General features: G+C 37.0%; 32 protein-coding genes. 28 read left to right on the top strand and 4 right to left on the bottom strand.

Translation table 11 applies throughout. From position 1 onward, the window contains the following. Window positions 1–147: 147 nt before the first annotated feature. From QWY88_RS10655 to QWY88_RS10670, 4 genes are all read left to right on the top strand, one after another. The gene (locus QWY88_RS10655) at window positions 148–489 is read left to right on the top strand and encodes a P-II family nitrogen regulator (RefSeq protein ID WP_304546380.1); all 342 of its coding nucleotides are present in this window, start codon (window positions 148–150) and stop codon (window positions 487–489) included. 4 nt (window positions 490–493) lie between these two features. Continuing rightward, window positions 494–895, top strand: a complete 402-nt coding sequence (locus QWY88_RS10660; protein WP_304546381.1) for a P-II family nitrogen regulator — start codon at window positions 494–496, stop codon at window positions 893–895. 122 nt (window positions 896–1,017) lie between these two features. After that, entirely contained in the window at window positions 1,018–1,299 is a 282-nt protein-coding gene (locus QWY88_RS10665; RefSeq protein WP_304546382.1) for a hypothetical protein, read from the top strand. Between the two features lie 95 nt (window positions 1,300–1,394). Next, complete coding sequence (locus QWY88_RS10670) at window positions 1,395–1,829, top strand: hypothetical protein (RefSeq protein ID WP_304546383.1); 435 nt, start codon at window positions 1,395–1,397, stop codon at window positions 1,827–1,829. Between the two features lie 36 nt (window positions 1,830–1,865). Here QWY88_RS10670 and QWY88_RS10675 read toward each other — a convergent pair whose 3' ends face one another. Next, a complete protein-coding gene (locus tag QWY88_RS10675) occupies window positions 1,866–2,825 on the bottom strand; it encodes a 6-phosphofructokinase (RefSeq protein ID WP_304546384.1) in 960 nt (319 codons plus the stop codon). Window positions 2,826–2,933: 108 nt separating this feature from the next. On the opposite strand from QWY88_RS10675, the gene nifN reads away from it, so the two are divergent. The 12 genes from nifN (at window position 2,934) to QWY88_RS10735 (ending at window position 11,538) form a co-directional block, all read left to right on the top strand. Further along, complete coding sequence (gene nifN / locus QWY88_RS10680) at window positions 2,934–4,199, top strand: nitrogenase iron-molybdenum cofactor biosynthesis protein NifN (RefSeq protein WP_304546385.1); 1,266 nt, start codon at window positions 2,934–2,936, stop codon at window positions 4,197–4,199. A gap of 65 nt (window positions 4,200–4,264) precedes the next feature. Continuing rightward, window positions 4,265–4,663: a nitrogen fixation protein NifX gene (nifX, locus tag QWY88_RS10685; RefSeq protein WP_304546386.1), complete on the top strand. Its 399-nt coding sequence runs from the start codon at window positions 4,265–4,267 to the stop codon at window positions 4,661–4,663. After that, window positions 4,663–5,085: a NifX-associated nitrogen fixation protein gene (locus tag QWY88_RS10690; protein WP_304546387.1), complete on the top strand. Its 423-nt coding sequence runs from the start codon at window positions 4,663–4,665 to the stop codon at window positions 5,083–5,085. Before nifX ends, QWY88_RS10690 begins: the two co-directional genes overlap by 1 nt. A 10-nt stretch (window positions 5,086–5,095) precedes the next feature. Beyond that, on the top strand, window positions 5,096–5,620 hold the full coding sequence (locus tag QWY88_RS10695; RefSeq protein ID WP_304546388.1) for a flavodoxin domain-containing protein: 525 nt from the start codon (window positions 5,096–5,098) through the stop codon (window positions 5,618–5,620). Window position 5,621: 1 nt separating this feature from the next. After that, window positions 5,622–6,023, top strand: a complete 402-nt coding sequence (locus QWY88_RS10700) for a P-II family nitrogen regulator (protein WP_304546389.1) — start codon at window positions 5,622–5,624, stop codon at window positions 6,021–6,023. Window positions 6,024–6,034: 11 nt separating this feature from the next. Further along, a complete protein-coding gene (locus QWY88_RS10705) occupies window positions 6,035–6,376 on the top strand; it encodes a nitrogenase-stabilizing/protective protein NifW (protein ID WP_304546390.1) in 342 nt (113 codons plus the stop codon). Continuing rightward, window positions 6,366–6,767 carry a nitrogen fixation protein NifZ gene (locus QWY88_RS10710; protein WP_304546391.1) on the top strand — a complete coding sequence of 134 codons (402 nt, stop codon included), beginning with the start codon at window positions 6,366–6,368 and terminating at the stop codon, window positions 6,765–6,767. Before QWY88_RS10705 ends, QWY88_RS10710 begins: the two co-directional genes overlap by 11 nt. A gap of 19 nt (window positions 6,768–6,786) precedes the next feature. Beyond that, window positions 6,787–7,131, top strand: a complete 345-nt coding sequence (locus tag QWY88_RS10715; RefSeq protein ID WP_304546392.1) for a 2Fe-2S iron-sulfur cluster-binding protein — start codon at window positions 6,787–6,789, stop codon at window positions 7,129–7,131. A 41-nt stretch (window positions 7,132–7,172) separates the two neighbouring features. Then, window positions 7,173–7,469 (top strand): 2Fe-2S iron-sulfur cluster-binding protein, encoded by a 297-nt coding sequence (locus tag QWY88_RS10720; protein ID WP_304546393.1) that lies wholly within the window; start codon window positions 7,173–7,175, stop codon window positions 7,467–7,469. Window positions 7,470–7,534: 65 nt separating this feature from the next. After that, a complete protein-coding gene (locus QWY88_RS10725; RefSeq protein ID WP_304546394.1) occupies window positions 7,535–8,752 on the top strand; it encodes an RNA polymerase factor sigma-54 in 1,218 nt (405 codons plus the stop codon). Between the two features lie 127 nt (window positions 8,753–8,879). Next, window positions 8,880–9,980 (top strand): alanine dehydrogenase, encoded by a 1,101-nt coding sequence (gene ald, locus QWY88_RS10730; protein ID WP_304546395.1) that lies wholly within the window; start codon window positions 8,880–8,882, stop codon window positions 9,978–9,980. Between the two features lie 118 nt (window positions 9,981–10,098). After that, complete coding sequence (locus tag QWY88_RS10735) at window positions 10,099–11,538, top strand: sensor domain-containing diguanylate cyclase (protein WP_304546396.1); 1,440 nt, start codon at window positions 10,099–10,101, stop codon at window positions 11,536–11,538. On the opposite strand, the gene QWY88_RS10740 is transcribed toward QWY88_RS10735, so the two are convergent. Beyond that, window positions 11,535–11,960 carry an ArsC/Spx/MgsR family protein gene (locus QWY88_RS10740; protein WP_304546397.1) on the bottom strand — a complete coding sequence of 142 codons (426 nt, stop codon included), beginning with the start codon at window positions 11,958–11,960 and terminating at the stop codon, window positions 11,535–11,537. The two genes, QWY88_RS10735 and QWY88_RS10740, sit on opposite strands and share 4 nt — an antisense overlap. 4 nt (window positions 11,961–11,964) lie before the next feature. Continuing rightward, window positions 11,965–13,308 carry a nitrogenase component 1 gene (locus QWY88_RS10745; RefSeq protein ID WP_304546398.1) on the bottom strand — a complete coding sequence of 448 codons (1,344 nt, stop codon included), beginning with the start codon at window positions 13,306–13,308 and terminating at the stop codon, window positions 11,965–11,967. A gap of 108 nt (window positions 13,309–13,416) precedes the next feature. Between QWY88_RS10745 and QWY88_RS10750 the strand changes: the two genes are divergently transcribed. Genes QWY88_RS10750 through clpP form a run of 9 tightly spaced genes read left to right on the top strand, consistent with a single transcriptional unit; the run spans window position 13,417 to window position 19,802 of the window. Further along, window positions 13,417–13,803, top strand: a complete 387-nt coding sequence (locus QWY88_RS10750) for a NifB/NifX family molybdenum-iron cluster-binding protein (RefSeq protein WP_304546399.1) — start codon at window positions 13,417–13,419, stop codon at window positions 13,801–13,803. Between the two features lies 1 nt (window position 13,804). Further along, the gene (gene cowN / locus QWY88_RS10755; RefSeq protein ID WP_304546400.1) at window positions 13,805–14,110 is read left to right on the top strand and encodes a N(2)-fixation sustaining protein CowN; all 306 of its coding nucleotides are present in this window, start codon (window positions 13,805–13,807) and stop codon (window positions 14,108–14,110) included. A gap of 1 nt (window position 14,111) precedes the next feature. Continuing rightward, entirely contained in the window at window positions 14,112–15,083 is a 972-nt protein-coding gene (locus QWY88_RS10760) for a NifU family protein (protein WP_304546401.1), read from the top strand. Beyond that, window positions 15,080–15,442 carry a NifB/NifX family molybdenum-iron cluster-binding protein gene (locus QWY88_RS10765; RefSeq protein ID WP_304546402.1) on the top strand — a complete coding sequence of 121 codons (363 nt, stop codon included), beginning with the start codon at window positions 15,080–15,082 and terminating at the stop codon, window positions 15,440–15,442. Before QWY88_RS10760 ends, QWY88_RS10765 begins: the two co-directional genes overlap by 4 nt. Further along, window positions 15,439–16,659 (top strand): FprA family A-type flavoprotein, encoded by a 1,221-nt coding sequence (locus tag QWY88_RS10770; protein ID WP_304546403.1) that lies wholly within the window; start codon window positions 15,439–15,441, stop codon window positions 16,657–16,659. The genes QWY88_RS10765 and QWY88_RS10770 overlap by 4 nt, the downstream gene beginning before the upstream one ends. Beyond that, window positions 16,656–16,985 (top strand): nitrogen fixation protein NifQ, encoded by a 330-nt coding sequence (locus tag QWY88_RS10775; protein ID WP_304546404.1) that lies wholly within the window; start codon window positions 16,656–16,658, stop codon window positions 16,983–16,985. Before QWY88_RS10770 ends, QWY88_RS10775 begins: the two co-directional genes overlap by 4 nt. 15 nt (window positions 16,986–17,000) lie before the next feature. Next, window positions 17,001–18,206: a NifS family cysteine desulfurase gene (locus tag QWY88_RS10780; RefSeq protein ID WP_304546405.1), complete on the top strand. Its 1,206-nt coding sequence runs from the start codon at window positions 17,001–17,003 to the stop codon at window positions 18,204–18,206. A 15-nt stretch (window positions 18,207–18,221) separates the two neighbouring features. Next, window positions 18,222–19,202: an iron-sulfur cluster assembly scaffold protein gene (locus tag QWY88_RS10785; protein WP_304546406.1), complete on the top strand. Its 981-nt coding sequence runs from the start codon at window positions 18,222–18,224 to the stop codon at window positions 19,200–19,202. 9 nt (window positions 19,203–19,211) lie between these two features. Further along, complete coding sequence (gene clpP / locus QWY88_RS10790; RefSeq protein ID WP_304546407.1) at window positions 19,212–19,802, top strand: ATP-dependent Clp endopeptidase proteolytic subunit ClpP; 591 nt, start codon at window positions 19,212–19,214, stop codon at window positions 19,800–19,802. A gap of 13 nt (window positions 19,803–19,815) precedes the next feature. On the opposite strand, the gene QWY88_RS10795 is transcribed toward clpP, so the two are convergent. Next, window positions 19,816–20,619 (bottom strand): J domain-containing protein, encoded by an 804-nt coding sequence (locus QWY88_RS10795; RefSeq protein WP_304546408.1) that lies wholly within the window; start codon window positions 20,617–20,619, stop codon window positions 19,816–19,818. 152 nt (window positions 20,620–20,771) lie between these two features. Here QWY88_RS10795 and QWY88_RS10800 point away from each other — a divergent pair, with 152 nt between their 5' ends. The 3 genes from QWY88_RS10800 (at window position 20,772) to nifH (ending at window position 23,885) form a co-directional block, all read left to right on the top strand. Further along, complete coding sequence (locus QWY88_RS10800; RefSeq protein WP_304546409.1) at window positions 20,772–21,758, top strand: sensor domain-containing diguanylate cyclase; 987 nt, start codon at window positions 20,772–20,774, stop codon at window positions 21,756–21,758. Between the two features lie 144 nt (window positions 21,759–21,902). Next, entirely contained in the window at window positions 21,903–22,679 is a 777-nt protein-coding gene (locus QWY88_RS10805) for an RMD1 family protein (RefSeq protein ID WP_304546410.1), read from the top strand. Between the two features lie 297 nt (window positions 22,680–22,976). After that, window positions 22,977–23,885 (top strand): nitrogenase iron protein, encoded by a 909-nt coding sequence (gene nifH, locus QWY88_RS10810; RefSeq protein ID WP_304546411.1) that lies wholly within the window; start codon window positions 22,977–22,979, stop codon window positions 23,883–23,885. The last annotated feature ends 101 nt before the right edge of the window (window positions 23,886–23,986 follow it).

Raw genomic sequence — 23,986 nt, forward strand, 5'->3', positions numbered from 1 at the left:
GTTATCGTTTACTATATCGCAGCTGCAATCACTGGTGGTGGTAGAGTTGATGATGAAACTGAACAACTTGGTCTTGATGAAGCTGTTCATGGCGAAAAAGTTCTTAATCTATAAGAACTTTTCGATATTGAAAAAGAGAGAAATCAGATGAAAAAAATAGAAGCAATCATAAAACCGTTTAAACTAGAGGAACTAAAAATTGCTTTAGTTGAAATCGGTATAAGTGGTTTAACAGTTGAAGAAGTACAAGGGTATGGAGAAGCGAAAAAACATTCTGAACTTTATAGAGGTTCAGAATATCAAGTAGATTTTCTTCCACATATGAAGTTGGAGATCGTTGTTGCAGATGATGAAGTTACGAAAGTAACAGATGTAATAAAAGAGGTTAACCATACCGGTAAAGTTGGTGATGGAAAAATCTTTGTATCTCCTATGGTAAATGTTATTAGAATTCGTACCGGTGAAACGGGAGAAAGTGCTGTAGGATAACAAAATGTATCTCGTTACAGCGGTAATAAATAAAGCAAACCTCAAAAATGTTTTAGAAGATCTTTTTTCTAATAATTTTGAAGGGATAACTGTTAGTGACGTTATCGGAAAAGGCTCTTTCGGATTGAAAGAAGCTGATAACGGTATGACGGATTTAGTGGAAAAAGTAAAGTTGGAGATGGTTGTCTCTACACTTGAAAACAGAGAACTTGCTATGGAATGTGTCCGTAGCAATGCCCATGATCTTGGCCGAGGTGCCGGAAAAATGTGGTGGATAGAAGTTGGTGGTGTTGAGCGTATTCGAACAGGTGAAAAAGATAAAGATGCCTTAACAACACAGATTGATAAAAAAATTAGAAACACATCACATACGATTACTACACATGTAGATACCCCGTGTAGCTAAGCCTTATATTTAATTAAATCTCCGTAACACTCGTTACAAATTGAAGAGTTAAAAGTAAATAGATACAGTTACAAAATTGTTCATTTACTAAATGTTAACTCTTCTAATACTACAATTCTGTCATGAAAATTAAATCGTTATTGGTAATTTTATTGTTATCATTGTTTAGTATAGCTTTAGAGGCACAACTGTATATCAACAATGCAGAGAGTGTTTCAGTGGAAAAAATAGCTACACAAACTATGGATATTGTAGAAGAAGTTGATGACGATGACAGACTGTTTTTTGCACTTGAAGATGGTGTAGACCACTCTTATATACCGGTGAAAAAAATAGATTTTCATAACACTATATTTACGCAAGAATTCTCGATAGAGATTCATAGACCTCCTATAGTTTTATAATAAACCTCCCTGATTCAAAACAAATTTCACAAATAATCAACAATATAGCATTGTCTATATTACACAAATTTCAATTATAAACTAAGGATAAAAATATGAAAAAAATTCTTGTATCTACATTAGTTACGGCTACTGTTTTATTAACTCAAGTTCAGGCACAAAGTGTTCAAAAAGATTCGATCAAAGTGGAAAAATCATTCAAAAGTAGTTTTGATATTCAAGTATTAAAAGATGCATTTATTGATGCTGCTGCACAGGAATCGTGGATCTTAAAAAGTACCTCTGCAGAAGGATTGATTTTAGAGAAAAACTTTTCACAAAAAAGCAAATATTATAATCACGCAGCATACCGTGGTCAACGTAAAATCATTCACGAAACGGTAGAATTAAAAGTAAATCTGGCTGAGAGCGGATTTTCAATGAGTTTACATCTAAAGGATAAAGACTCAAAGATTGCTGATGAAGCACAAGATTCTTTAGAAGACTTACAAAGCAAAGTTTATACAAACTTAGTTAAGACTACATTGTAGATTATGGTGCTGCATCTGCAGCACTATAAAAATAACTTAATTGATCAAATATTGTAAGAGTTCCGGATCAAGATCTTTTTTGATACCCGCAACTTCATCAATACTTTTTAGGTTAAAACCGTTTTTATCATAACAGATGATAGATTCTTGCTCTCCCATTAGCAAAGCATCTATGGCATAATGTACAAACTTGTATCCCATAAGACGATCGTAAGAGCTTGGATTTCCACCTCTTTGTATATGCCCAAGAACCGTAACCCGTGCTTCAATTCCAACCTCTTTTTCAAACCACTCCGCGATCTCGCTTGTATCTTGTTTTATACCTTCAGAAACTATGGCTAAAAAGTAGCGTCTTCCATGGTGAAGTTGCTTTTGAAATTCGTTTACGTAAAGCTCTAAATTGTAAGGAATTTCAGGAATTAAACAAAGTTCACTCCCCGAAGTTAAGTGTGATACTAGTGCTAAGTAGCCACAATCTCTTCCCATTGTCTCTATCACAAATGCACGTTTAAACGATGATGCAGTATCACGAATAGAATCAAGTGCATTTCGGATAACATTTAATGCAGTATCAACTCCTAGGCAGTACTCAGTTCCGTTAATGTCGTTATCGATTGTAGATGGGATACCGCAAAATTTTATTCCATGTTCTTTGTAAAAGATGTCAAGTCCACGAAATGAACCGTCACCCCCTAGCACTATAAGCATATCTATATTGTGTTGATCAAGATTTTTCTTTGCTATTTTTCTATACTTTTTCTCTAGAAAACGCTTACTTCTAGCACTTCCTATTTTAGTACCGCCTTTAGTGATAATACCGGCAACGTCCGCATAAGTTGCTTGCTCTATATTATTGTCAATCAACCCTTCATAACCGTCATAGATGAAGTAGGGTATTAAGCCTTTTTCTATAGAGTACTCCACAAAGTGTTTGATCGCAGGATTCATCCCTGAAACATCACCACCGGAACATAAAATAGCTATATTGTTATCCATTGCAACCTCGAACTGTATTTCTTAAAGTATTGTATCCAATTGTTGGGAATTCATCAACTAATCTCTATGGAACACTATTTGAATATTTCAGCTCTAGAGGATGATATTATGAGCAAACCATTACAAACAAACCCAATAAAACTATCACAGCCTATGGGAGCATTATTATGTTTTTTAGGTATTAAAAATTGTATGCCTCTTATGCATGGAGCACAGGGATGTGCTTCATTTTCCAAAGTCTTTTTTACAAGACATTTTAGCGATCCTATAGCGATCCAAACAACCGCGGTTAATGACATTACAGCTGTAATTGACGGCGGGGAATATTCAATCTCCGAAGCGATTAAAAACATCACAAAAAAAGTAACACCCGATTTAGTCGGACTTTTTACAACGGGGATGACCGAAACCAAAGGTGACGATATTAAAGGTGCATCCGTACTACTCAAAGATGAGCAATTGATGTGTTATGTCAATACTCCCGATTTTGAAGGTGGACTAGAGAGCGGTTTTGCAAAATCTATAGAGGCAATTGTTGATCAGCTGGTCAAAGAGCAAGAGAGTATAGATAGTAATAAAGCGGTAATTATCCCCAATGTAAATTTGACACCTATAGAGGTTGAAAAGATAAAAGAGGAGATAGCAAAGTTTGGATTTGAAGTGTATGCACTACCAGATTTAAGTGATTCTTTAGACGGGCATCTTGGTTTAAAACAAGGGGCACTCAGCAGCGGCGGAATAAGTGTTGAGGAGATAAAGTCTTTAGGTGATGCAAGTGTAGTTATCTCCATCGGTGCTTCAGTTAAAAAAGCGGGAGATTTACTGCAAACAAAAAATGAAAAGATGGAACATCTGCATTTTGACACTATTAGCGGTTTATTGGCAACGGATGCTTTTTATAAGGCACTCATGGAGTTTAAAACGATCTCAAAACCGCATCCGAGTGTAGTGAGATGGAGAAAAAGATTGCAAGATGCACTTTTAGATACCCATTTTGCAATCGGTGGAACAAAAATGATCATAGCACTCGAAGCTGATCAGGCTTTAAGCGTTGCTACAACAGTTTTAGAAGCCGGAGCAGATATTAAAACTATTGTTGTACCGACAAAAACAACCCTGTTGGATCATTTAGAGTGTGAAGTACTAGTGGGAGATTTTGAAGATGTAGAAGAGAGGCTTGAAGATGCAGACCTTTTAATTACAAACTTTCACGGTGAACGCATCGCCTATGAGCATCACAAAGCGTTATTACTGCGGGGCTATCCAAACTATGAAACTGTAGGAAATCAGCTAATTAACGACACCTTGTATGAGGGGAGTTGTTATCTCCTTTTTAGTTTGGCAAACCTTATAAACTCCTCTGCTCACCACTAGAAATTTCTCTAAGGAACACTTTCTGTATATATGAATACATATACATAAAAATATGGAGAGAAATCATGGCTTCAACAATTACAGTGACATCAAATGTCGGTGGAGTAGGAACAATTAGAGTTGCTTTTGCAACAAATGACAACGAGAACATTGATGCACACTTTGGAAGTGCTAAACAATTTAATGTTTATGATATCTCAAGCGAAGGTTTTGATATCTCTACGATCATCAAAATAGATAGCAAAGATACAGATAAAACAGTAGCGTTATTAGATAAATGTGACATAGTTTATTTTGTAAATATCGGTCCTACGGCAGCTGCAAAAATTATTAATTCCGGCGTTTTCCCAATTAAATACAAAGAGGTTGTTTCAATTGATGAAGAGCTTAAAAAAATTGTATCGATGCTAGGTACAAATCCACCACCGTTTATTAAAAAAATAATAGAGAAAAAGGCTGCATAATGGAAAATGTTTTTATAGATACTTTAATAGGCCAAGTAAGAGCTCTTGATCAGTTTGGAACATGGGCAAACCGTGAAGATGAAGATATTCTCAAAGAGAAATACGTAAAGAGTAAAGAGGAGCTAAAAAACATCCCAGTAATTGCAGACATTGATGAGATGCAGATCCAAGATATCCGTTTGATCTATCAATCTGTAGCACTTGCGTTTGAAAAAGAAACAGGGATAATGTGTTCAGTAGTTATGGAGATGAGTCATGAAGGTTTTGGTCGTGCAGTTGTGATCGCAGACAAGATCGTAATCGTGAACAAGTTTTTTAAAGATGCTCACCGTTTCTCTTTTAGAACATATGAGAAGCTTGTTGAAGAGGGTGAGAAGATGGTTCAAGACGCAATTAAAATTTATAACGAGTATAAAAAGTAGGAGGTAAAAAATGGCTAAATATGGAATTTTTGTAGGTACTGCAGGTGGAACTAGTATGAAAGTAGCGGACGTATTAGCAGAGGAGTTCGGTATTGATGAAGATGATATTATCAATATGGAAGAGGACTTTGATGATGTAGAAGAACAACTTCTTGAATATGATGTGCTGTTTTTAGGAAGTTCTACATGGGGTCAAGGTGATCTGCACTTTTCTTGGGTAGATCCAATTTTAGAGATAGAAGATGACGGGGTTGACTTCAGCGGAAAAACAGTTGCTTTTTTCGGTGCAGGTGATTGTAAAAAACATGGCGAGCACTTTTGTTCAGCTTTAGGAAAACTTCACCAAACATTTACAAATGCAGGGGCAAAAGCTATTGGTGCTATTGCTAAAGATGACTATAACTATGAGTTTTCCCTTGCAGAGATAGATGGAAAATTTTGTGGTCTGGGAATTGATGAGCACAATGAAAGTGAAAAAACTGCACAAAGGATAGAGCAATGGGTTGGCTTATTAAAATCAGAACTAGGAGAATAAAATGTATTTGGTTACAGCGGTAATAAATAAAACAAATTTAAAAAACGTACTAGAAGATCTTTTTGCAAAACATTTTGAAGGGATCACGGTAAGCGACGTGATCGGAAAAGGCTCTTTTGGTCTGAAAGAAGCTGATAACGGGGTGGCAGATCTCGTTGAAAAAGTAAAACTGGAGATGGTGGTTTCTACAGCTGAAAATAAAGAACGAGCAATGGAATGTGTTCGTTCTAATGCACATGATTTAGGCCGAGGCGCCGGAAAAATGTGGTGGATTGAAGTTGGCGGTGTTGAGCGTATTAGAACCGGAGAAAAAGATCAAGACGCCTTAACAACGCAAATAGATAAGAAAATTGCTAACGTAACTCACATTGCAACAACACATATTGATACTCCATGTAGTTAAAGGAACAGATTATGAATACTATAGAGAAGTCATTAGATGAGTTCTATGAACTAACTGATGCGGAAGATTATTTTGATTTTTTTGATTTAGAATATGATGCACGCTTGGTCAATGTAAAGCGCTTTCACATTTTAAAAGAGTACGGAACACTGATCAAAACGGGTATGCAAAACCTGGGTGGTCAAGAGGAACGTCTTTTAGACTTTTTGAAGTATTCTCTTTTAAAAGTTTACGGTGAGTTTGCAAACGGTTATGCTCCGAGTGCAGCAGATGTTTGGGATATGTTCAAAGATGGAAAATTAAGTGGCTGTATGAGTTGTACACCACAGGCAGGAAACAGTTGTGGCTGCTAATTATACTTTTGACCCGGATGTAAAGCTGTACGACAGTGTTACTGCTGACAGATCAGGACGCGATGCTGACGAACCAAAGTATCTCGTAGGTCAAAAAGTGCGACTCGTTGAAGATATTGTGAATGACGGGACTTATCCGCATGCAAAGATCGGTACCTTGATGATGCCCAAGGGGAGCATTGGATATATCAAGACAATGGGGGATTTTCTTCAAGTTATTCGTGTCTATGAAGTCCACTTTTTCGGTAGCGATATGGAAGTTGAAATAGTCGGGTGTCGTGAGCATGAACTCGAATCTATGGAAGATGACTATGTCGATGAGGAGACTTTGGAGCGAGAGGCATTTGAAGCGCATCGAAAGAAAATGGCTAAATTAAGAGAAGAAAAATAGTGAGAGAAGGAGGGGAAGAATGGCAAAGGTGATTTTCATTGGGTTTGATACAGACAAAGACGGACTATATCATGCACCTAAAGGTGAACCGATTGTTAGATTGGCAAAAGATAACGGTATACCGATTAACTTTGAATGTCAAGACGGTGATTGTGCTAGTTGTTTGATCAAGTATGAAAATATAGAGGATGAAGAACCGACAAACTATATTGAAGATAAAGAGCTTGAAAAGTTAGTAGAACTGGGAGTCTTAAAAACTAAAGATGCTGAACATTGTCAGCAGTTTACAATCAGCCCGAAAGTGAGACTTGCATGTCAAACACTTGTTAAGGGTGATGTAATAATAAAACCGTTTTTACAGTAGTAAAAGCAAACTAAACTAAATCAAATTAAGGAAAGAAAAAAATGACAACAAGAGTAGAGATCATAAACGATTTTTTAGCGATTAACGTAAAAGAGGGAAGTACTATTCAAGATATCGTTGAAGCGAGTGGTAGTGCACTTCCTTTTGGATGCCGTGATGGTGAATGTGGAACATGTATCGTTGAAGTTGAATCTGGAATGGAATTTTTAACAGATAAAACAGATAAAGAGGTAAAAGTACTTAAAGAGATCTGTTCAGGTACATGTACACCAAACTCTCGTCTGTCATGTCAAATGAAAATCTCTAAACCAAACGGTTTAGTAAGATTAAAATACTAATACATTGCATAAATCTTACGCAATAAAGGGACTCAAACCATTCGTGGTTTGAGTAAAATTATATTATGTCAGCATCATTAGGCTTTCAAGCTAAACAAAAACAAACTTTACAATTGTCACTAAGATTATGGTTGCCACTTTTACAGGCACCTCTGCAAGATCTCGAAACTGTATTTAAAGAACATAGTTACGATAATCCATTTCTGGAATATAACTCATCTTTTGAATCAAATTATTCAAGCAGTGGTTTGATTGAAGAGATAAACACCTATAAAGAATCATTTCATGAAAAGGTAGCTAATCAGATCGATGCACCGCTATTTCCTACGCCTAACTCACAAAAAGTTGCAATGGAGATCTTAGACAACATCGACAGTGACGGCTATTTTGACGGCGAGATAGAAAACGTAGCGGTAAAGTGCAATACTACAAAAGAGTTTGCCGAGAGTATCCGCCAACGATTTGCATATATAGAGCCGTGCGGAGTGGGTGCAAAAGATATGATCGAGTGTTTTTTATTTCAACTCTCTCAACTAAGTATTGAGAATGAGCTTAGCGAATTGATAGAAAAAATGGTCAAAAATCTTAAAAGCATCGACAAGTACCATAAGCATCATTATTTTGAAGAAGCGACACATATTATTAAGAAGTTTAAATCACCTCCGGCAATTGATTATCAAGAGGATAACGAATATATCGTTCCCGATTTTTTTGTAGACGTAGATGAAGATATATCTGTAAAAATAAACCATAGTTATTATCCGGACATTGTGATCAAGGATCCGTTTAAGAGTAAGAACGATGAGTTAAAATACAAGTTAAAAGAAGCGCGTGATCTCGTAAATCTTCTTGAGCTTAGAAAATCTACACTTTATAAACTTGTGCTTATCATAGTGGAGAGACAAATGGGCTTTTTTATCGGAAGTGAACTCAAACCTATGACCATGGCACAGGTTGCACAAGAGATAGGGTTTGAAGAATCAACGATCTCTAGAGCGGTGTCGAATAAATATATAAAATGTGAACGGGGTATATTTTCTTTAAAATCATTTTTTACAAATGCGGTCTCGAAAAACCTTTCTTCATCGGAAGTGAAGCATTTTATAGAAAACTTAGTGGAGAACGAATCTCACGAGACTCCTTTAACTGATCAGGATATCGTAGACATGGTGATGCAGCGTTACAATATGAATATGGTAAGACGTACGATCACAAAGTATAGAAAACAGCTTGATATTCCATCATCTAAAGAGCGTAAAAAGATTTATAAAGTTAGAGACTAGTTTTATAAAGTTATAATTGTTTTGATAATATTGAATATATTGATGTTGATAAAGGTTCTATACTAAAATATATAGATCTATAAGTCTAGGCATAAAATATGCATCGAAAACTTATAAGGAGTTGCATATGAAAATAGGTATACCAAAAGAGATCAAAAAAGATGAGTACAGAGTAAGTGTAACACCTCATGGAGTAACGGAGTTACTTGAACTTGGAGTTGAAGTTTATTTGGAAACTTTAGCCGGAGAGGGGAGCGGTTTTAGCGATCAGGAGTATCTGGATGCAGGTGCTGTTGTTTTAAAAAATGCTTCGGAGGTGTTTACCCTTGCCGATATTATCATCAAAGTTAAAGAGCCTATAGAATCAGAATATCCTCTTTTTAAAGAGAAGCAGACACTTTTTACCTATCTTCATCTTGCAGCCGATGAGAAACTTACCCATTTTTTACTTGAGAAAAAAATTCGGGCATTTTCATATGAAACTTTAGTGGTGAACGGAAAACTTCCTTTACTTGAGCCTATGAGTGAAGTAGCCGGAAAAATGGCTGCTTTAATGGGAGCTGTACATCTTGGAAAATACCAAGGTGGTTTAGGATTGCTTGCAGGAGGTGTTGTTGGGACACAAAAAGCAAAAGTTATGGTTTTAGGAGGTGGCGTTGCCGGAACTTGTGCAGCAGAAGTTGCCGCAGGTCTTGGTGCAGATGTAACGATCTACGACATAAATCTTGATCGTCTTCACTATCTTGATGCCGTACTTCCTGTAAATGTTGCAACAATCTACTCTTCAAAAGCTGCTATTTCAGAACTTTTACCGCATGCAGACATAGTGATCGGGACTGTTCTTATCCCCGGTGCAAAAGCACCAAAGCTGATCACAAAAGATATGCTTGGAATGATGAAACAAGGGAGTGTTTTAGTAGACGTCTCGATCGATCAGGGTGGTTGTTTTGAAACATCAAAACCTACAACCCATACTGCTCCAACCTTTATAGAAGATGGGATTGTTCACTATTGTGTAGCAAATATGCCGGGAGCTTATCCACGTACATCAACCTTTGCTTTGACAAATGCAACACTGCCGTATGTAAAAGAACTTGCGAAATACGGAGCTGAAAAAATTTGTGATGAATTAGATGTTATGGCGAGTGCACTCAACACTGATGACGGTGTTTTGTACAACAAAGCAGTTGGAGAAGCACACGCAATAGAGTATAAAGTAAAGGGGTAAGGATAGTGCAAACGGTTTTAAAGATGATACTGTAATACTTATGATGAAATAGAAAATAGAGTTTCATATTTTAAGTAACTTGATGTTAATATTAGTGCAAATTTGAATAAGGTTATTTATGAAGCAAACCAATAATTTTAAGGTTCTATTTGTTGTATCTGGACTATTATTAGTCTTATCTATGAGTCTAACTCTTATTAATTATGCGATCTCTTTAAACTCTGTACAAAAAGATCTGGTAACCCGTTCACTTCCCCTTTCTGTAGATAATATCTATACGGAAATTCAAACACACATAATTGAACCGAGTCTTATCTCCTCAATGATGGCTACTGATACTTTTGTAAAAGATTGGCTGCGCAATGAGGAAAATAATACTGACAAGATTAGAAGTTATCTTGAAACAATTAGAAATAAGTACGGCCTGTTTGTGACATTTTTAGTATCTGAAAAGACACAAAATTATTATACACATAAAGGGTTTTTAGAAAAACTCGATCAGAATAAAACAGATAACCGTTGGTATTTTGAATTTAAAGACTCCCCTGAAGAGCATGAGATCAATCTTGATTATAATGAAAATCTAGATAACTCTTTAATGATGTTTATAAATTATAAAATTTATGATTCTAAATACCACTTTCTCGGAGCTACGGGAATAGGACATAAAATATCTTATATAGACGGTATGTTAAAACGATTTCATGAAGAGTATAAATTTAAAGTTTGTTTTTTAAATGAAGACGGGGATGTTATATTAGCCCAGAGAAATGTGAAACATATTAAAAATATTAAACAGGACCCTCAGTGGTTACTCAACCGTGATGAGATCCTCTCTCCGGTTTCAAAAGTTTTTAAATATAAGAGAGATGAGAACGAGTATCTTTTAAAAACAAAATATATCCCGGAGTTACACCTTTACTTAGTTGTAGAGGCAAAGATAGAGGACTTTACTCAAAATGTAAATCAAGCATTTTATTTCAACTTAACAATTTCGTTGTTATTTACTTTTGTAGTTGCGGTCGTGATTTTAATAACTATTAAAAACTACAATCACAGACTCTCTTTCATGGCTGAGCATGATGCTTTAACAGAGTTGTATAACCGCCGTTTTTTTGAAGATAGGATGGAACATTTTTATCAATTGTCAAAACGTACGAAAGAACCGTTGTCATTACTCTTTTTGGATCTCGACAACTTTAAACAGATCAATGATAAACTGGGACACCATACCGGAGACAAGGTATTAAAACGCATTGCCGAGATCTTGAAACTTTACATAAGACAGACAGATATTGTCTCTCGATGGGGTGGGGAAGAGTTTATCATAGGTCTGATAAATACAAATGCTGAGAATGCAAATACAATAGCGGAAAAATTAAGAAGTATGATTGAGGGGGACTTAATGCTCCAGCAGTTGGTTCAATATAATGTGACGGCAAGTTTCGGTGTCACACAATGTAAAGAGGATGAATCTCTGGAACATACAATTGCACGTGTGGACAATGCAATGTATGAGGCTAAAAAAGAGGGGAAAAATAAGGTCTCTTCGATTTAGCGAACACTGTATTGAAAATTGCCACTTTTGCAACTTTCACTTTGACAAGTAGAAGTTGAAACTGATGAGCAGATGTTTCTGTTAAAAACAGCATTGATCTTCTCTATGCTAAAGCCGCAGATTTTCTCTTCTCCTATGATCAGCAGTGGTCTTTTTATGAGGATGGGGTTTTTCAGCATTAGCTCGATTAACTCCTCTTTTGAAAGCTCTTTGGGATTAATCTCTTTACTTTTTACTTGCGGAGCAAAAGGGTTGTAGATGCTCTCTTTGGCAACGCCGTTAAAAAAAGACTCCAGTAACTCTTTAGTCCATGGATGGGTAAGTATGTTTTTTGTCATGTAAGAGATGTTATGCAGATCCAAGATCTGTTTTTGTTTTGCATTTCCCATGCAACCCGGTTTTTCAAAAAATATGATTCCCATACTCTTATTGCTCCCACGGTGCGGCTTCACCGACAACTTTGAAAACTGGATTGTTTACCGCTGCACAGACATCTTTTGCCAAGTTCTCCAGTCCGCCGTATGCTCCATAGCTTACTTTTTTCTCTTGGTTAACATCTACAAAGGCTACTTTTTTCTTGATCGCAGTGTAGAGACTACGCCCACCCGCAAGGAGGATATCTACATTGTGCTCATCGATCAGTTTTCCTTGTTCCTGTGCGGGAACTTTCATCAATATGTCTACATACTGTTTTGCGATCTCAATATCTTCAAGTGTAGCTTTGCGGATACTTGTCGCGATCACCTCTATCCCTATATCTTGAAGGGCTGAAGCTATTGACCAAGATTTATTTCCACCCGTATTTAAGATAGCTTTTTTATTTTGAAGGATAGTTCTGTATGGGATCAGTCTTTTTTCCAAGTCTGCTTCCTCGTAAGCTATCACTTTTTCTGCTCTTAATGTGAGCTCTTTGTCTCCAAAAGCATTTACGATCGAGCGGATCGCATTTGTAGTATCACGTTTTCCGTAGAAAGATACAGATATGTAAGGGATGTTGTAACGCTCCTGCATTTTTCGCGTGAGTGTGACAAGAGATTTTGCACATACAATTACGTTGAGTTTAGCTGTATGTGCCATCTGGATATCTTCAATACGTCCATCACCTGCTAAAGTGGAAACTACTTTAATTCCGATTCGTTCCAGTATGGCTTTGTACTGCCACATATCACCCGTTACGTTGTACTCACCGATGAGGTTGATTCCAAACGGATGTACCTCTTTAGGTTCGCGGGTCCCTATGAGTTGATTTAGCACTGCCTCACCCCCTAAACGGCTTCCCAGGTTTTTACCTCCTACAAAACCTGGAGAGTGAACAACTACAACAGGCAGTCCGTGTTTCTCCTGCATACGTTTACATACATTGTCCATATCATCACCGATCATAGCGGTAACACAAGTCTCATAAACGAAGATAGCTTTTGGTTCTTTATGTTTTACGATGTACTCTATAGACTCTTCAAGTTTTTTATCCCCTCCGAAGATCACATCGTTTGTAGTAACATCTGTGTAGTAACCCGTAACGGTATTGTTTTGCCCTTTGTAGCTGGTTGGAGTAGCTCTAGTCTCCCAAGATGCACCCTGACAAGTTGCAGGTGCATGGACTAAGTGGACTGCATCAGCGTAAGGAAATAGTGCGATCTGTGCCCCTTCAAAAGCACAGCCTCCACTTGTAGCTCCAGGTTTTGGTTTATCACAAGAGCTTTTCTTTTTATCGTTGTGAGTACAAGCAGATTCACTGAGCAGTTCGCGAATAAGTTTTCTATTTACCATACTAGATCCTTCGTTGAGTTATACATATATTTATACATATTTCATTCCTTTGAACTCTAGGGAACATTATATGTATATGTTAAAGGAAAAAGATATTAGGACAAAAAAATGTTGGCAATCCCTTTAGATAATGAATTTAATACAAATATATCGGAGCTTTACGGTCAAGCTCCATATTTTGGACTGTTAAATCTCAATGACGGAGAACTTACCGTTATAGAAAACGAAGTGAACGGTCAAGGGCCTAAGAGTGCAGGTTTCCTTGCAGCTTACGGTGTAAAAGCTACGGTTTTTTATCATATGGGTGAGGGTGTATATAACTCTTTTGTAGATAGAGGTATGGATGTGTATACGACAGAACACACAAAAATGTCTTTAAATGAGATCTATGAAAAGTTTTTGAAAAAACAGCTGAGTAAGTTAGATAGATTTAATTACAGAGAGAAGTTAGACCCGGGTAACGGCGGAGCTTGTCAATGTGGATGTGAGGGATAAAATGTCCGCAGAGATCAAAGATAGATATATTACCTTTGAAAATATTGATTGTTATCAAAATGCAGCATTGGTTTTAGAAGCTATGGATGAACTTTTTAAACAAATCCCTGACGCTTTTAACGATTTTTGGAAGCGTTTCATGCATACAATTCCTCAAAACTATAAAGAGGAGTTTGTTAAAGGGGAGTATAAAGATACTTTGTATCAAGTGTGCTCGAACGTATTTTACATCTTTGACCTTTTTGAAGAGTACGACTTTGAACAAGGTATTGAGATGATGGACCAGTGTGAATTGGAGTGTTGTTAAGATGGAACATTCTGTAGATTATTATTTAAATTTGGATTACCCGTTAGAGTGTTTTGCAGGTGAGCATGAAGTTGGAGATGCTTATCTGGCCGAGTATATAGATTTTGACATTAAAGCTGCAAGCGAAGATTATGATGAAGCTATAGAGTTGGCCAGAGAATATCTTAAAGAGCATATCATTAGAGAATACAATGCAAACAGAGCATTGCCAAATCCTGGAGAGGGGAGAAGATTTATGAAACATAGAGAAGCACTGAGTGCATATAAACAAAAAGATTATGAGAGAGCGTTGTCATTGTGGGAAGAGGAGATCAAGTACAAAAATGATCAGGCTATGACAAATTTGGGTTTGATGTACTTAAAAGGTGAAGGTGTTGCAAAAGACTTCGCAAAAGCACGTGAGTACTTTGAGATGGCGAGTGAGTACGACAACGATTCTGCTAACTACAATTTAGCGCTTATGTATCAGACAAAGCTTGGCGTTGATGAAGATATTGAAAAAACTATAGAGTACTTCAGACGTGCAGTGAAAAAGAATCACCAAGGGGCTAACTTTAGACTAGGCCTTATGCTTTTAAAAGATAGAACAGACTTAGCACAAGTGAAAGAGGGCTTTAACTGTATGCTCAGTGCTGCAAAAACAAACCATCCTATGGCTTTGGCGCAAATGGGTGGAGTTGATAAAACACCAAACACTTCTTGCCAACCAAATCTGGCATTTAGAAATTCAAGTAAAGAGAAGCAGTTAGAGCTGGTTATGGATGCTTTAGAGAGATATATCCGTCCTATTCTAGTAAAAGACGGTGGAGATATTACACTCATAGATTATATCAATGAGCCTGAAATTGAGATCCGTTTGGCATATCAGGGGAATTGTGCAGGGTGTTCTATGGCCTCAACTACAACGTATGAGATTATTATGAACACGCTTTCTCAAGTTATAGATGAAAATATTCGGGTGTATGTAATATGATTAAAATTGCTTTTGCTTCAAAAGACGGTCTTAATGTTAATGAACACTTTGGTTGGTGTGAAACATTTTATCTTTATGAGATAGATGCAGAAAATGCAAACTTGCTCAAAAAGATTGACTCCTCTAAAAAGTATGAAGCCGAGGTGGATAAACTTGAGTACAAGATCGAGTGTGTGAGCGAAGCAGAGATCGTATATGTTACTCAAATAGGTCCAAAAGCTGCAAATATGGTGAAAATTGCAGGGATCTACCCTATGAAAGCTGCAAGTGAGAGTGAGAAAGTTGAGGTTGTGATAGCACAGCTTCAAAAACTTATTGCAAATCCTCCACTGTGGTTACAAAGGATTTTATTAAAATGAGTGAAGCGATCCAAATTGTCAAAGACCTTTATTATATCGGCGTAAGCGATCCGGATATCCGTACCTTTGATATCATTATGAAAACAGCTAACGGTACAACTTATAATGCATACCTTCTGAAAACTTCAGAGGGTGTAATTATCTTCGACACCGTAAAAGAAGAGTTCCAAGAGGAATTTTTTGCAAAAGTAGAATCTGTTTGTTCTTATAGTGATATCAAATATATAGTGATGCACCATCTTGAACCCGATCACAGCGGGGCACTTCCTGAGCTTACACGTCGTGCTCCGGGAGCAAAAGTTTTCATCTCACCGATGGCACAACCGATGTTAAAGTCGATTGCTAAAACGAAAGATATGGAATTTGAAACAGTTTGGACAAACAAACAACTTAAACTCGGCAATAAAACAATTACGTTTTTAAGTACGCCGAATCTTCACTGGCCTGAGACTATGAGTTCTTATCTTGAAGAGGACAAAGTGCTTTTCAGCGGCGACGTATTTGGTTCGCACTATTTTGACAGCCGTGTATTTGATGATCTTGTAGGGGATTTCGATTATGCGTTTAAATACTACTACGAACACATTATGCGTCCGTTTCGATCAGATGTAGTAAAAGCTCTTAAACTGTATGACAAATTTGACGTCTCGATCATCTGTAACCTGCACGGCCCTATTATGAGAGACAACCCTCAAAAATATATAGAGCTCTATAGAGAGTGGAGTGAAAAAGTTGATCGCCTCCACGGTAAAAAAATCATCTCAATTTTTTATGTGACCAGTTACAAAAATACAAAAGATATGGCGCAAAGTATATTTGACGGGATCGAAGCAGATGAAAACCTCATAGCAAACATATATGACCTCACTGCACTCGATGAGCAAAATATGCTTACGATTTTAGAAGAGAGTACCGGAATCATCATAGGTGCTCCAACGATCAACGGGGATGCCCCAAAACCTGTCTGGGATCTGCTTAGCTGCATGATGCTTTTGGAGAAAAAAGGGAAATTCGGCGGGTGTTTCGGTTCTTACGGGTGGAGCGGTGAAGCGGTAGAGATGATACACCATCGTCTCGGTGCGCTGAACTTTCGCCTTCCTCTGCAACCGATGAAAATTAAGCTAATCCCTACAAAGGAGGAGCTGATGGATTGTTATGAGTTTGGAATTGAATTTGGAAAGATAGTAAACGGAAAAATGGTGGAGATGACATTATGACACAATCGTATATGAGTGCAAATGAAGTTTTAGAAGCAAAGGTGAAACTATTATTAGAGTTTTTTTCAATAGATGATTATGCCAAGCAGATAATTGCTCCTCGCGTAGCTAAGGCGTCTTTAGAGATGAATCATCTTTATCAAGATCTCGGATTTGCCAACAGGGTTGAGATGGGAAGGTTTATGAACCAGTATTTTCCAAGACTCAGCATGATGAAGCCAAAAGAGACATTATGGAAAAAATATATTTACGACTTGATCAATGAAACAGCTCCTGCGTGTGCTGACTGTAATGACCAAGTGACATGTTTTAAGTGTCAAATTTAATTTGAAGGAGAATTTATGCAAGTATATTTAGACAATAATGCAACAACCAAAGTAGATGAAAAAGTTTTTGAAGAGATGACACCGTTTTTTTGCGAAATGTATGGAAATCCCAACTCATTACACAGTGTAGGCTCAGCTACACATCCAAAGATAGCCGAAGCGTTCGATTATCTTTATGAGGGGATCAATGCAGACGATGAAGATGACATCATCATTACGGCAAATGCAACAGAGGCAAACAACTGGGTAGTAAAGAGTGTTTGGCTTGACAGAATCCTAGATGGTGAGAAAAATCATATCATCACAAGTGAAGTGGAACACCCTGCGATCACAGCAGCTTGTAACTATTTAGAGAAAAAAGGTGTAGATATCACTTACCTTACAGTAAATGAAGAGGGTGTACTTGAAGCTGATGCAGTTCGTGATGCTATTCGTGAAGATACGGCTCTTGTTTCAGTTATGTGGGCCAACAATGAAACGGGGAAACTTTTTCCGATCAAAGAGATTGGCGCTATATGTAAAGAAAAAGGTGTGTTGTTTCACTCTGATGCTACACAGGCGATCGGAAAGGTGAAAGTTGATGTTCAAGATGCAGGGGTAGATATGATTAGTTTCTCTGCTCACAAGTTTCACGGTCCAAAAGGTGTCGGCGGTCTTTACATCAAAAAAGGTGTAGCACTCAGTCCTTATATGCACGGTGGTGAACAGATGGACGGTAGACGTGCCGGAACTCTTGATGTCGCATCTATTGTCGGTATGGGTAAAGCGATGCAGTTGGCAACAAATACAATGGCGCTTGCTTATGAAGAGAATCATGTCGGGATGTTGAGAGATAAGCTCGAACGTGCAATCTTGAAACTTCCTGACACAATTGTGATCGGTGATACAAAAAACCGTACACCAAATACAACACTTATCTCGATCAGAGGTGTTGAGGGTGAAGCGATGCTTTGGGACCTTAATAAAAACGGGATCTCAGCTTCAACAGGGAGTGCCTGTGCAAGTGAAGACTTAGAAGCAAATCCTGTTATGAACGCTTTTGGAAGTGACAGTGAACTGGCACATACGGGAATCCGTTTTTCATTAAGTCGTTTTAACACTGAAGAGCAGATAGATTATGCGATCGAGAAGATTAAAGAAGCGGTAGAGAGACTTAGAAGTATCTCAAGTTCGTATGCATATACACCGAAAAATCACGTTAGTGAATTAGAACATAATTAATAAAAAGGATATCAAATGGCGAAAAGTAGTTTAGTAAGTGGGTCAATTTGGGATGAGTACAGTGATATTGTTGTAGATAGAATGAATAATCCACAACATCAAGGACATATTACTGAAGAGGAAGCTGAAGCGATGAATGCAACTTTAATCGTTGCAGACTTTGGTGCTGAGAGTTGTGGTGATGCTGTACGTCTTTACTGGGCTGTTGAAAAAGATACGGACAAAATTGTAGGGAGTAAATTTAAAAGTTTTGGATGTGGTACTGCCATTGCGAGTTCTGACATTATGACTGAGCTTTGTATGGGAAAAACTGTTGATGAAGCTGTAAAAATTACAAACATCGATGTTGAAAAAGCGATGCGTGACAATCCGGACACTCCTGCAGTTCCACCGCAAAAGATGCACTGTTCGGTTATGGCTTACGATGTTATTAAAAAAGCGGCAGCTACATACAAAGGTGTAGATGCAGAGAGTTTTGAAGAGGAGTTCATCATCTGTGAGTGTGCACGTGTGACACAAGATACACTTGTTGACGTGATCAAAATAAACGATCTAAAAACCGTTGAAGAGATCATCGACTTTACAAAAGCGGGCGGTTTCTGTAAATCGTGTATTAAAGCGGGTGGTCACGAGGCAAAAGATATTTATCTGATCGATATCTTGAAAGATACACGTGAAGAGATGGAACGTGAACGCCTAACTGCAATGGCAAATGCTCCAAAGGATGACAAAGAAGATTTCGCATCTATGAGTATGGTTCAAAAAACACGCGCAATCGATGCTGTAGTTGAAGAGTATGTACGTCCTATGCTGATTATGGATGGTGGAGATATGGAGTTGGTAGATATCAAAGAGGAAGCAGGAAACTTTGATGTTTATATCAAGTATCTCGGTGCATGTTCAACATGTTCTACAGGTAGTACGGGTACATTGTATGCGATTGAGAGCACACTAAAACAAAATCTTGATGAGAACATCAGGGTTATTACATTATAGGGATTTATGATGAGCTATGTTCCTTATGTGGTTGAACAAACGGGTCGCGGGGAGAGAAGTTACGATATCTATTCACGTCTGTTAAAAGATAGAATCGTAATGCTCAGCGGAGAAGTAAACGATGCTGTTTCTTCAACAATTGTAGCGCAGTTACTTTTTCTAGAAGCGGAAGACCCGGAGAAAGATATCTACTTTTATATCAACTCTCCAGGCGGCGTAGTTACTGCGGGTATGGCTATTTTTGATACGATGAACTACATTCGCCCGAATGTTGTAACTATCTGTATTGGTCAAGCTGCATCTATGGGAGCATTTTTACTCTCGAGCGGTGAGAAAGGGAAACGTTACGCACTCCCTCATGCCAGAATTATGATCCACCAGCCTTTAGGGGGTGCTCAAGGTCAGGCAACCGACATTGCGATCCAAGCACAAGAGATCCTTCGCATAAAAGAGGTCCTTACTAAACTACTTGCAAAACAAACAGGCAAAAGTGTAAAAACAGTTGCCAAAGATGTAGAACGCGATAACTTTATGAGTGCAGATGATGCTGTAGCTTATGGGCTTATTGATGAAGTTCTTACTAAAAGTGAAGTGAAATAGTTCACTTCACCAATCAAGCTACGTTTCTGTGCTCTTGAATCAGTTCGTACGCTTTTTGGATAGCTTGAAACCTTTTTGTATAAAGCTCTACTACATCCGTATCTTCTGAAAATACTCTGTCGGGATGATATTTTCTTAGCATTTTTTTATAGTTGTTTTTTATCTCTTTAGCCGTACTGTTGTCATTGATATTTAATACCTTATAACATTTTTGAAGTTTTTCCTCTAAGGCGCTCTCTTCATTTTTGAACTGTTCTTGATTTAGTTTTTTAAAGTTGAGGCTATAGGTCTGGAATGTGACTCTGGTATTAGCAATCATATTAGTTGATAATATTTGTTTTAACACCAAAAGATCGTGTTGAGTACGAATGGATATTCTGAAAGTTTTTCTATATAGAGTTCTGCTCATTGAGTTTTTAAAAGCCATTTTAAAGTATCTGATTACTTGTGAATTGTATTGATTGGCAGTAACAGACAATACTTTGTCATCTACGTGTTCTATGGTCATAGTCAAGGTTTGCGATATCTGTTTTTGATCGTTGCAAATAACATAGATAGGCAAGTGGATAGACTCTGAGAGTTTTTTATAGTTCATCTCACTTGATCTGTTTTCGCTCTTAAGATAGATCTTGTATGCCCACTGAATCATATACCTTATTTTTATCGATTCATCAGAGGATCCATTCACTACGGTTACGTTAGAGTAATACTTGACATTTTTAAAACTATTTTCAATGAAGTACATTAACGGTTTGAGATTTACTGAATCATGTTTAAGCCGAATCTGTATTGCTTGCTTTGTTAAAGTAATATCCATAAGAAACTCCTACTGGGCATTATAATAGCAATCGATGTTCCAAAGTAATTGTTATTATTAAGGAGAATAGGGTGGAAATTTTCAATGAAAAATATTTGAAAAATGTTACAATGTGTTGAAAGATTAATTTCACAAAGACGGGAAATATTTCAATGACTGAACATGATTTTGACAATGAAGTAATTGTAGAGGGTGAGTTACAACTGTTTCGAACACTTTGGCATACTTCTAATGATAATCTTTTTATTGTCCGCAGAGATGCAGATGGAAAGTACATCAGTGAAAAATATAATCCCTCTTTAGAAACACTGTTTAATTTAATTCCTAATCAAATAGACGGAAAAGCACTTCAAGATTTCCTGGATGAAACAACTTATAAAAAAATTGCCGAGCGTTATGGCGAGTGCATCGAAAAAAATAAGCCTATAACCTATGAGGAGAAGCATATTATTGACGATAGCGGTGAGCGATTCTGGATCACTACAATATTGCCGATCATTGATACGCAAAATGAGATAATCAGAATTTTTGGAGCTTCAAGAGAGGTAACAGCGATTCGAAATGCTGAGAAAACACTCAAAGAGCTCAATGAAAGTTTGGAACATAAGGTTAAAAAACGTACTCAGGAGCTGACAGTTGCACTAGAGCAGATGGAAAAACTCTCTATTACAGATAAATTGACCAATCTTTACAACCGTTACAAAATTGAAGAGATTCTGAGCAATGAGATAAAAAGGGCCCAGCGTTACGATAGATCTTTTGGTCTGTTGATGTTGGATATAGATAAGTTTAAAGAGATTAACGACAAATACGGGCATATTCAAGGTGACACTGTTTTAAAAGAGTTCGCAGTTATTCTTACAAACTACGCCAGAGAGAGTGATAGTGTCGGTCGATGGGGTGGAGAGGAGTTCCTTATCATCACCCCTGAATCATCACAAGAAGCGATTTTTAAAGTTGCTGAGAGACTTCGTGCAATAATTGAAGAACATCAGTTCGGCACTGTAGGAAACATTACCGTAAGTATCGGAGCGACACTCTACCAAAAAGATGCCACAATTGAAAGCTTGATCGCAAAAGCAGATAACGGACTTTATGCCTCTAAAAACAGCGGTAGAAACAGTGTACATTTTCAGTAGTCCTCATGCTGAACTACTTCCTTTCTCAAGCTCTTATTTGAGAATAAATACGCTTATATACTTTTTATCTCCCTCTTTTATGAAACATTAAAATAACAAAATATACTATTAAAGAAGAAAATTGCTGATTGTAAGGAAATCAAGATGCAAAAAAAGATTATCAGTTTTGTAGTGAGTGATAAGTTTAATGCGAAAATTTATCAATTTTTATCTGGAAAATATAAAACGACACTTTACAAAGATATTTTATTTATTACAGTTGATCCGCAAGAGTATATAGTATTGTTCAAATACGGTGTTTATACCTGTTGGAATATATCTTATGAAAATCTTGAATTTTTTCAAAATGAGATTAAATCTTTTTTGATCAATCCTCTTGAAGAGTGCGCGGAGGAAAAGTTTAAGTATATACTCGAAGACGAGTTTAAAATAATCTACGATAAATTTCTTCTCGATAATGATTCCGAGCGTTTAAAAATAGCAATCTCATCTGCTCTTGCACAAAATGCCAAACTTAGTCAGTTTGAAACAAAAGTGGAAAACACGATCGAAGAAAATTCTGTTATTCCTCAAAATTTGGCTAAATACGGAAAAATCAGTTTGAGTAAAAAAGAGATAGCAAAAAAGATCGGCGAGTTGTTTTTAGTAAAAAGCCAGATTAACCTTCAATATGATCTCCTTGATACACCGGAATTTTTTTGGGAGTATCCTGAATATGAAAAATATTATAACAGTATCAGCAAGTATTTAGATATCACACCCAGAGTTGAGGTGCTTAATAAAAAAGTTGAAGTTATTCAGGAACTGCTTGATGTTTTGAGTAATGAACAAAATCATAAGTACTCCTCTTTTTTGGAATGGATAATCATCATTCTTATCTTTATCGAGATCATAATGGGACTCTACGAGTTTCTAAAATGAATACAAATATATAAAATGAGACTTGTATAACAATTTTGTTGTACATGTTTACATTATTTGTCCTCTAAATCTTACAAAAAACGATTTTTGTCTTCCATTTTTTTCTTTTTTGTTAATAATTTTTTTCCTCTATTCTTAAATTAAAATAAGACAAAAAAACTCCTTTTTTATTTTAAAACTCCTTAAAATAGGGTTTTACAGATAAATTTCAAAATTTCTTTTCAAAATATTTTTTCTAAGGAACGCTATCTGTAATAGTAATAGCGAACTTAAATTAAACGAATTAAAGGAGACGATATGTCTGAGTTAAGACAAATTGCATTTTACGGAAAAGGTGGGATTGGTAAATCAACAACTTCTCAAAATACATTAGCGGCTATGTGTCACTATTATGGTCAAAAGATTTTAATTGTTGGTTGTGACCCGAAAGCGGATTCAACTCGTCTTATTTTACACGAGAAAGCTCAATCTACAATTATGCAATTAGCTTCTGAAGCTGGTACAGTTGAAGACCTAGAGTTAGAAGATGTATGTAAACCAGGTGCTGACGAGTTCCACCCAGATAATGAAGAGATTACAGAAGGTTTCATTATGTGTACTGAGTCTGGTGGTCCAGAGCCAGGTGTTGGTTGTGCAGGTCGTGGTGTTATTACAGCTATTAACTTTCTTGAAGAAGAAGGTGCTTATGACGATGACTTAGACTTCGTATCTTATGATGTTCTTGGTGACGTTGTTTGTGGTGGTTTTGCTATGCCGATTCGTGAAGGTAAAGCACAAGAGATTTATATCGTTATGTCTGGTGAGATGATGGCTATGTATGCTGCAAATAACATCTCTAAAGGTATTTTAAAATACGCTAACACTGGTGGTGTTCGTCTTGCAGGTCTTGTATGTAATGCACGTATGACTGACCGTGAGTATGACCTTGCTAAACACTTAGCACAACAAATCGGTACTCAAATGATTCACTTCGTACCTCGTTCAAATCACGTTCAACGTGCTGAGCTTCGTCGTATGACTGTTGTTGAGTTCTCACCAAACTCTGACCAAGCTATGGAGTACAAAGAGTTAGCTCGTAAAATTATTGCAAATGACTTAAAAGTTATTCCAACTCCACTAGAGATGGATGACCTTGAAAATCTTCTTATGGAATTCGGTCTTGAAGAAGATTGTGATGAAGATGCAATCGGACAAAAAGAAGCGTAAGCTTTCTTTTTTGTACGCTCAATGAACAAAGTCCATTGACGTATACAACGCTGAGTTTTACTCGGCGTAAACCTCAAGCGACTAGTCGCTTTTAAATACTA

This window comes from Sulfurimonas sp. hsl 1-7 (assembly GCF_030577135.1).
In the GTDB taxonomy this organism is placed as follows: Bacteria; Campylobacterota; Campylobacteria; order Campylobacterales; family Sulfurimonadaceae; genus Sulfurimonas; species Sulfurimonas microaerophilus.

Excerpts from the sequence above, each read along its gene's own strand:
- QWY88_RS10705 (WP_304546390.1), top strand. The coding sequence starts at position 6,035 with ATGAATACTATAGAGAAGTCATTAGATGAGTTCTATGAACTAACTGAT.
- QWY88_RS10665 (WP_304546382.1), top strand. The coding sequence starts at position 1,018 with ATGAAAATTAAATCGTTATTGGTAATTTTATTGTTATCATTGTTTAGT.
- QWY88_RS10760 (WP_304546401.1), top strand. The coding sequence starts at position 14,112 with ATGGAACATTCTGTAGATTATTATTTAAATTTGGATTACCCGTTAGAG.
- QWY88_RS10690 (WP_304546387.1), top strand. The coding sequence starts at position 4,663 with ATGGAAAATGTTTTTATAGATACTTTAATAGGCCAAGTAAGAGCTCTT.
- QWY88_RS10775 (WP_304546404.1), top strand. The coding sequence starts at position 16,656 with ATGACACAATCGTATATGAGTGCAAATGAAGTTTTAGAAGCAAAGGTG.
- QWY88_RS10655 (WP_304546380.1), top strand. The coding sequence starts at position 148 with ATGAAAAAAATAGAAGCAATCATAAAACCGTTTAAACTAGAGGAACTA.
- cowN (WP_304546400.1), top strand. The coding sequence starts at position 13,805 with ATGTCCGCAGAGATCAAAGATAGATATATTACCTTTGAAAATATTGAT.
- QWY88_RS10745 (WP_304546398.1), bottom strand. The coding sequence starts at position 13,308 with ATGGTAAATAGAAAACTTATTCGCGAACTGCTCAGTGAATCTGCTTGT.
- QWY88_RS10780 (WP_304546405.1), top strand. The coding sequence starts at position 17,001 with ATGCAAGTATATTTAGACAATAATGCAACAACCAAAGTAGATGAAAAA.
- QWY88_RS10725 (WP_304546394.1), top strand. The coding sequence starts at position 7,535 with ATGTCAGCATCATTAGGCTTTCAAGCTAAACAAAAACAAACTTTACAA.
- QWY88_RS10715 (WP_304546392.1), top strand. The coding sequence starts at position 6,787 with ATGGCAAAGGTGATTTTCATTGGGTTTGATACAGACAAAGACGGACTA.
- QWY88_RS10700 (WP_304546389.1), top strand. The coding sequence starts at position 5,622 with ATGTATTTGGTTACAGCGGTAATAAATAAAACAAATTTAAAAAACGTA.
- QWY88_RS10795 (WP_304546408.1), bottom strand. The coding sequence starts at position 20,619 with ATGGATATTACTTTAACAAAGCAAGCAATACAGATTCGGCTTAAACAT.
- QWY88_RS10805 (WP_304546410.1), top strand. The coding sequence starts at position 21,903 with ATGCAAAAAAAGATTATCAGTTTTGTAGTGAGTGATAAGTTTAATGCG.
- QWY88_RS10660 (WP_304546381.1), top strand. The coding sequence starts at position 494 with ATGTATCTCGTTACAGCGGTAATAAATAAAGCAAACCTCAAAAATGTT.
- QWY88_RS10670 (WP_304546383.1), top strand. The coding sequence starts at position 1,395 with ATGAAAAAAATTCTTGTATCTACATTAGTTACGGCTACTGTTTTATTA.
- QWY88_RS10740 (WP_304546397.1), bottom strand. The coding sequence starts at position 11,960 with ATGGGAATCATATTTTTTGAAAAACCGGGTTGCATGGGAAATGCAAAA.
- nifX (WP_304546386.1), top strand. The coding sequence starts at position 4,265 with ATGGCTTCAACAATTACAGTGACATCAAATGTCGGTGGAGTAGGAACA.
- QWY88_RS10675 (WP_304546384.1), bottom strand. The coding sequence starts at position 2,825 with ATGGATAACAATATAGCTATTTTATGTTCCGGTGGTGATGTTTCAGGG.
- ald (WP_304546395.1), top strand. The coding sequence starts at position 8,880 with ATGAAAATAGGTATACCAAAAGAGATCAAAAAAGATGAGTACAGAGTA.
- QWY88_RS10735 (WP_304546396.1), top strand. The coding sequence starts at position 10,099 with ATGAAGCAAACCAATAATTTTAAGGTTCTATTTGTTGTATCTGGACTA.
- QWY88_RS10720 (WP_304546393.1), top strand. The coding sequence starts at position 7,173 with ATGACAACAAGAGTAGAGATCATAAACGATTTTTTAGCGATTAACGTA.
- nifN (WP_304546385.1), top strand. The coding sequence starts at position 2,934 with ATGAGCAAACCATTACAAACAAACCCAATAAAACTATCACAGCCTATG.
- QWY88_RS10765 (WP_304546402.1), top strand. The coding sequence starts at position 15,080 with ATGATTAAAATTGCTTTTGCTTCAAAAGACGGTCTTAATGTTAATGAA.
- QWY88_RS10750 (WP_304546399.1), top strand. The coding sequence starts at position 13,417 with ATGTTGGCAATCCCTTTAGATAATGAATTTAATACAAATATATCGGAG.
- QWY88_RS10770 (WP_304546403.1), top strand. The coding sequence starts at position 15,439 with ATGAGTGAAGCGATCCAAATTGTCAAAGACCTTTATTATATCGGCGTA.
- clpP (WP_304546407.1), top strand. The coding sequence starts at position 19,212 with ATGAGCTATGTTCCTTATGTGGTTGAACAAACGGGTCGCGGGGAGAGA.
- nifH (WP_304546411.1), top strand. The coding sequence starts at position 22,977 with ATGTCTGAGTTAAGACAAATTGCATTTTACGGAAAAGGTGGGATTGGT.
- QWY88_RS10785 (WP_304546406.1), top strand. The coding sequence starts at position 18,222 with ATGGCGAAAAGTAGTTTAGTAAGTGGGTCAATTTGGGATGAGTACAGT.
- QWY88_RS10695 (WP_304546388.1), top strand. The coding sequence starts at position 5,096 with ATGGCTAAATATGGAATTTTTGTAGGTACTGCAGGTGGAACTAGTATG.
- QWY88_RS10800 (WP_304546409.1), top strand. The coding sequence starts at position 20,772 with ATGACTGAACATGATTTTGACAATGAAGTAATTGTAGAGGGTGAGTTA.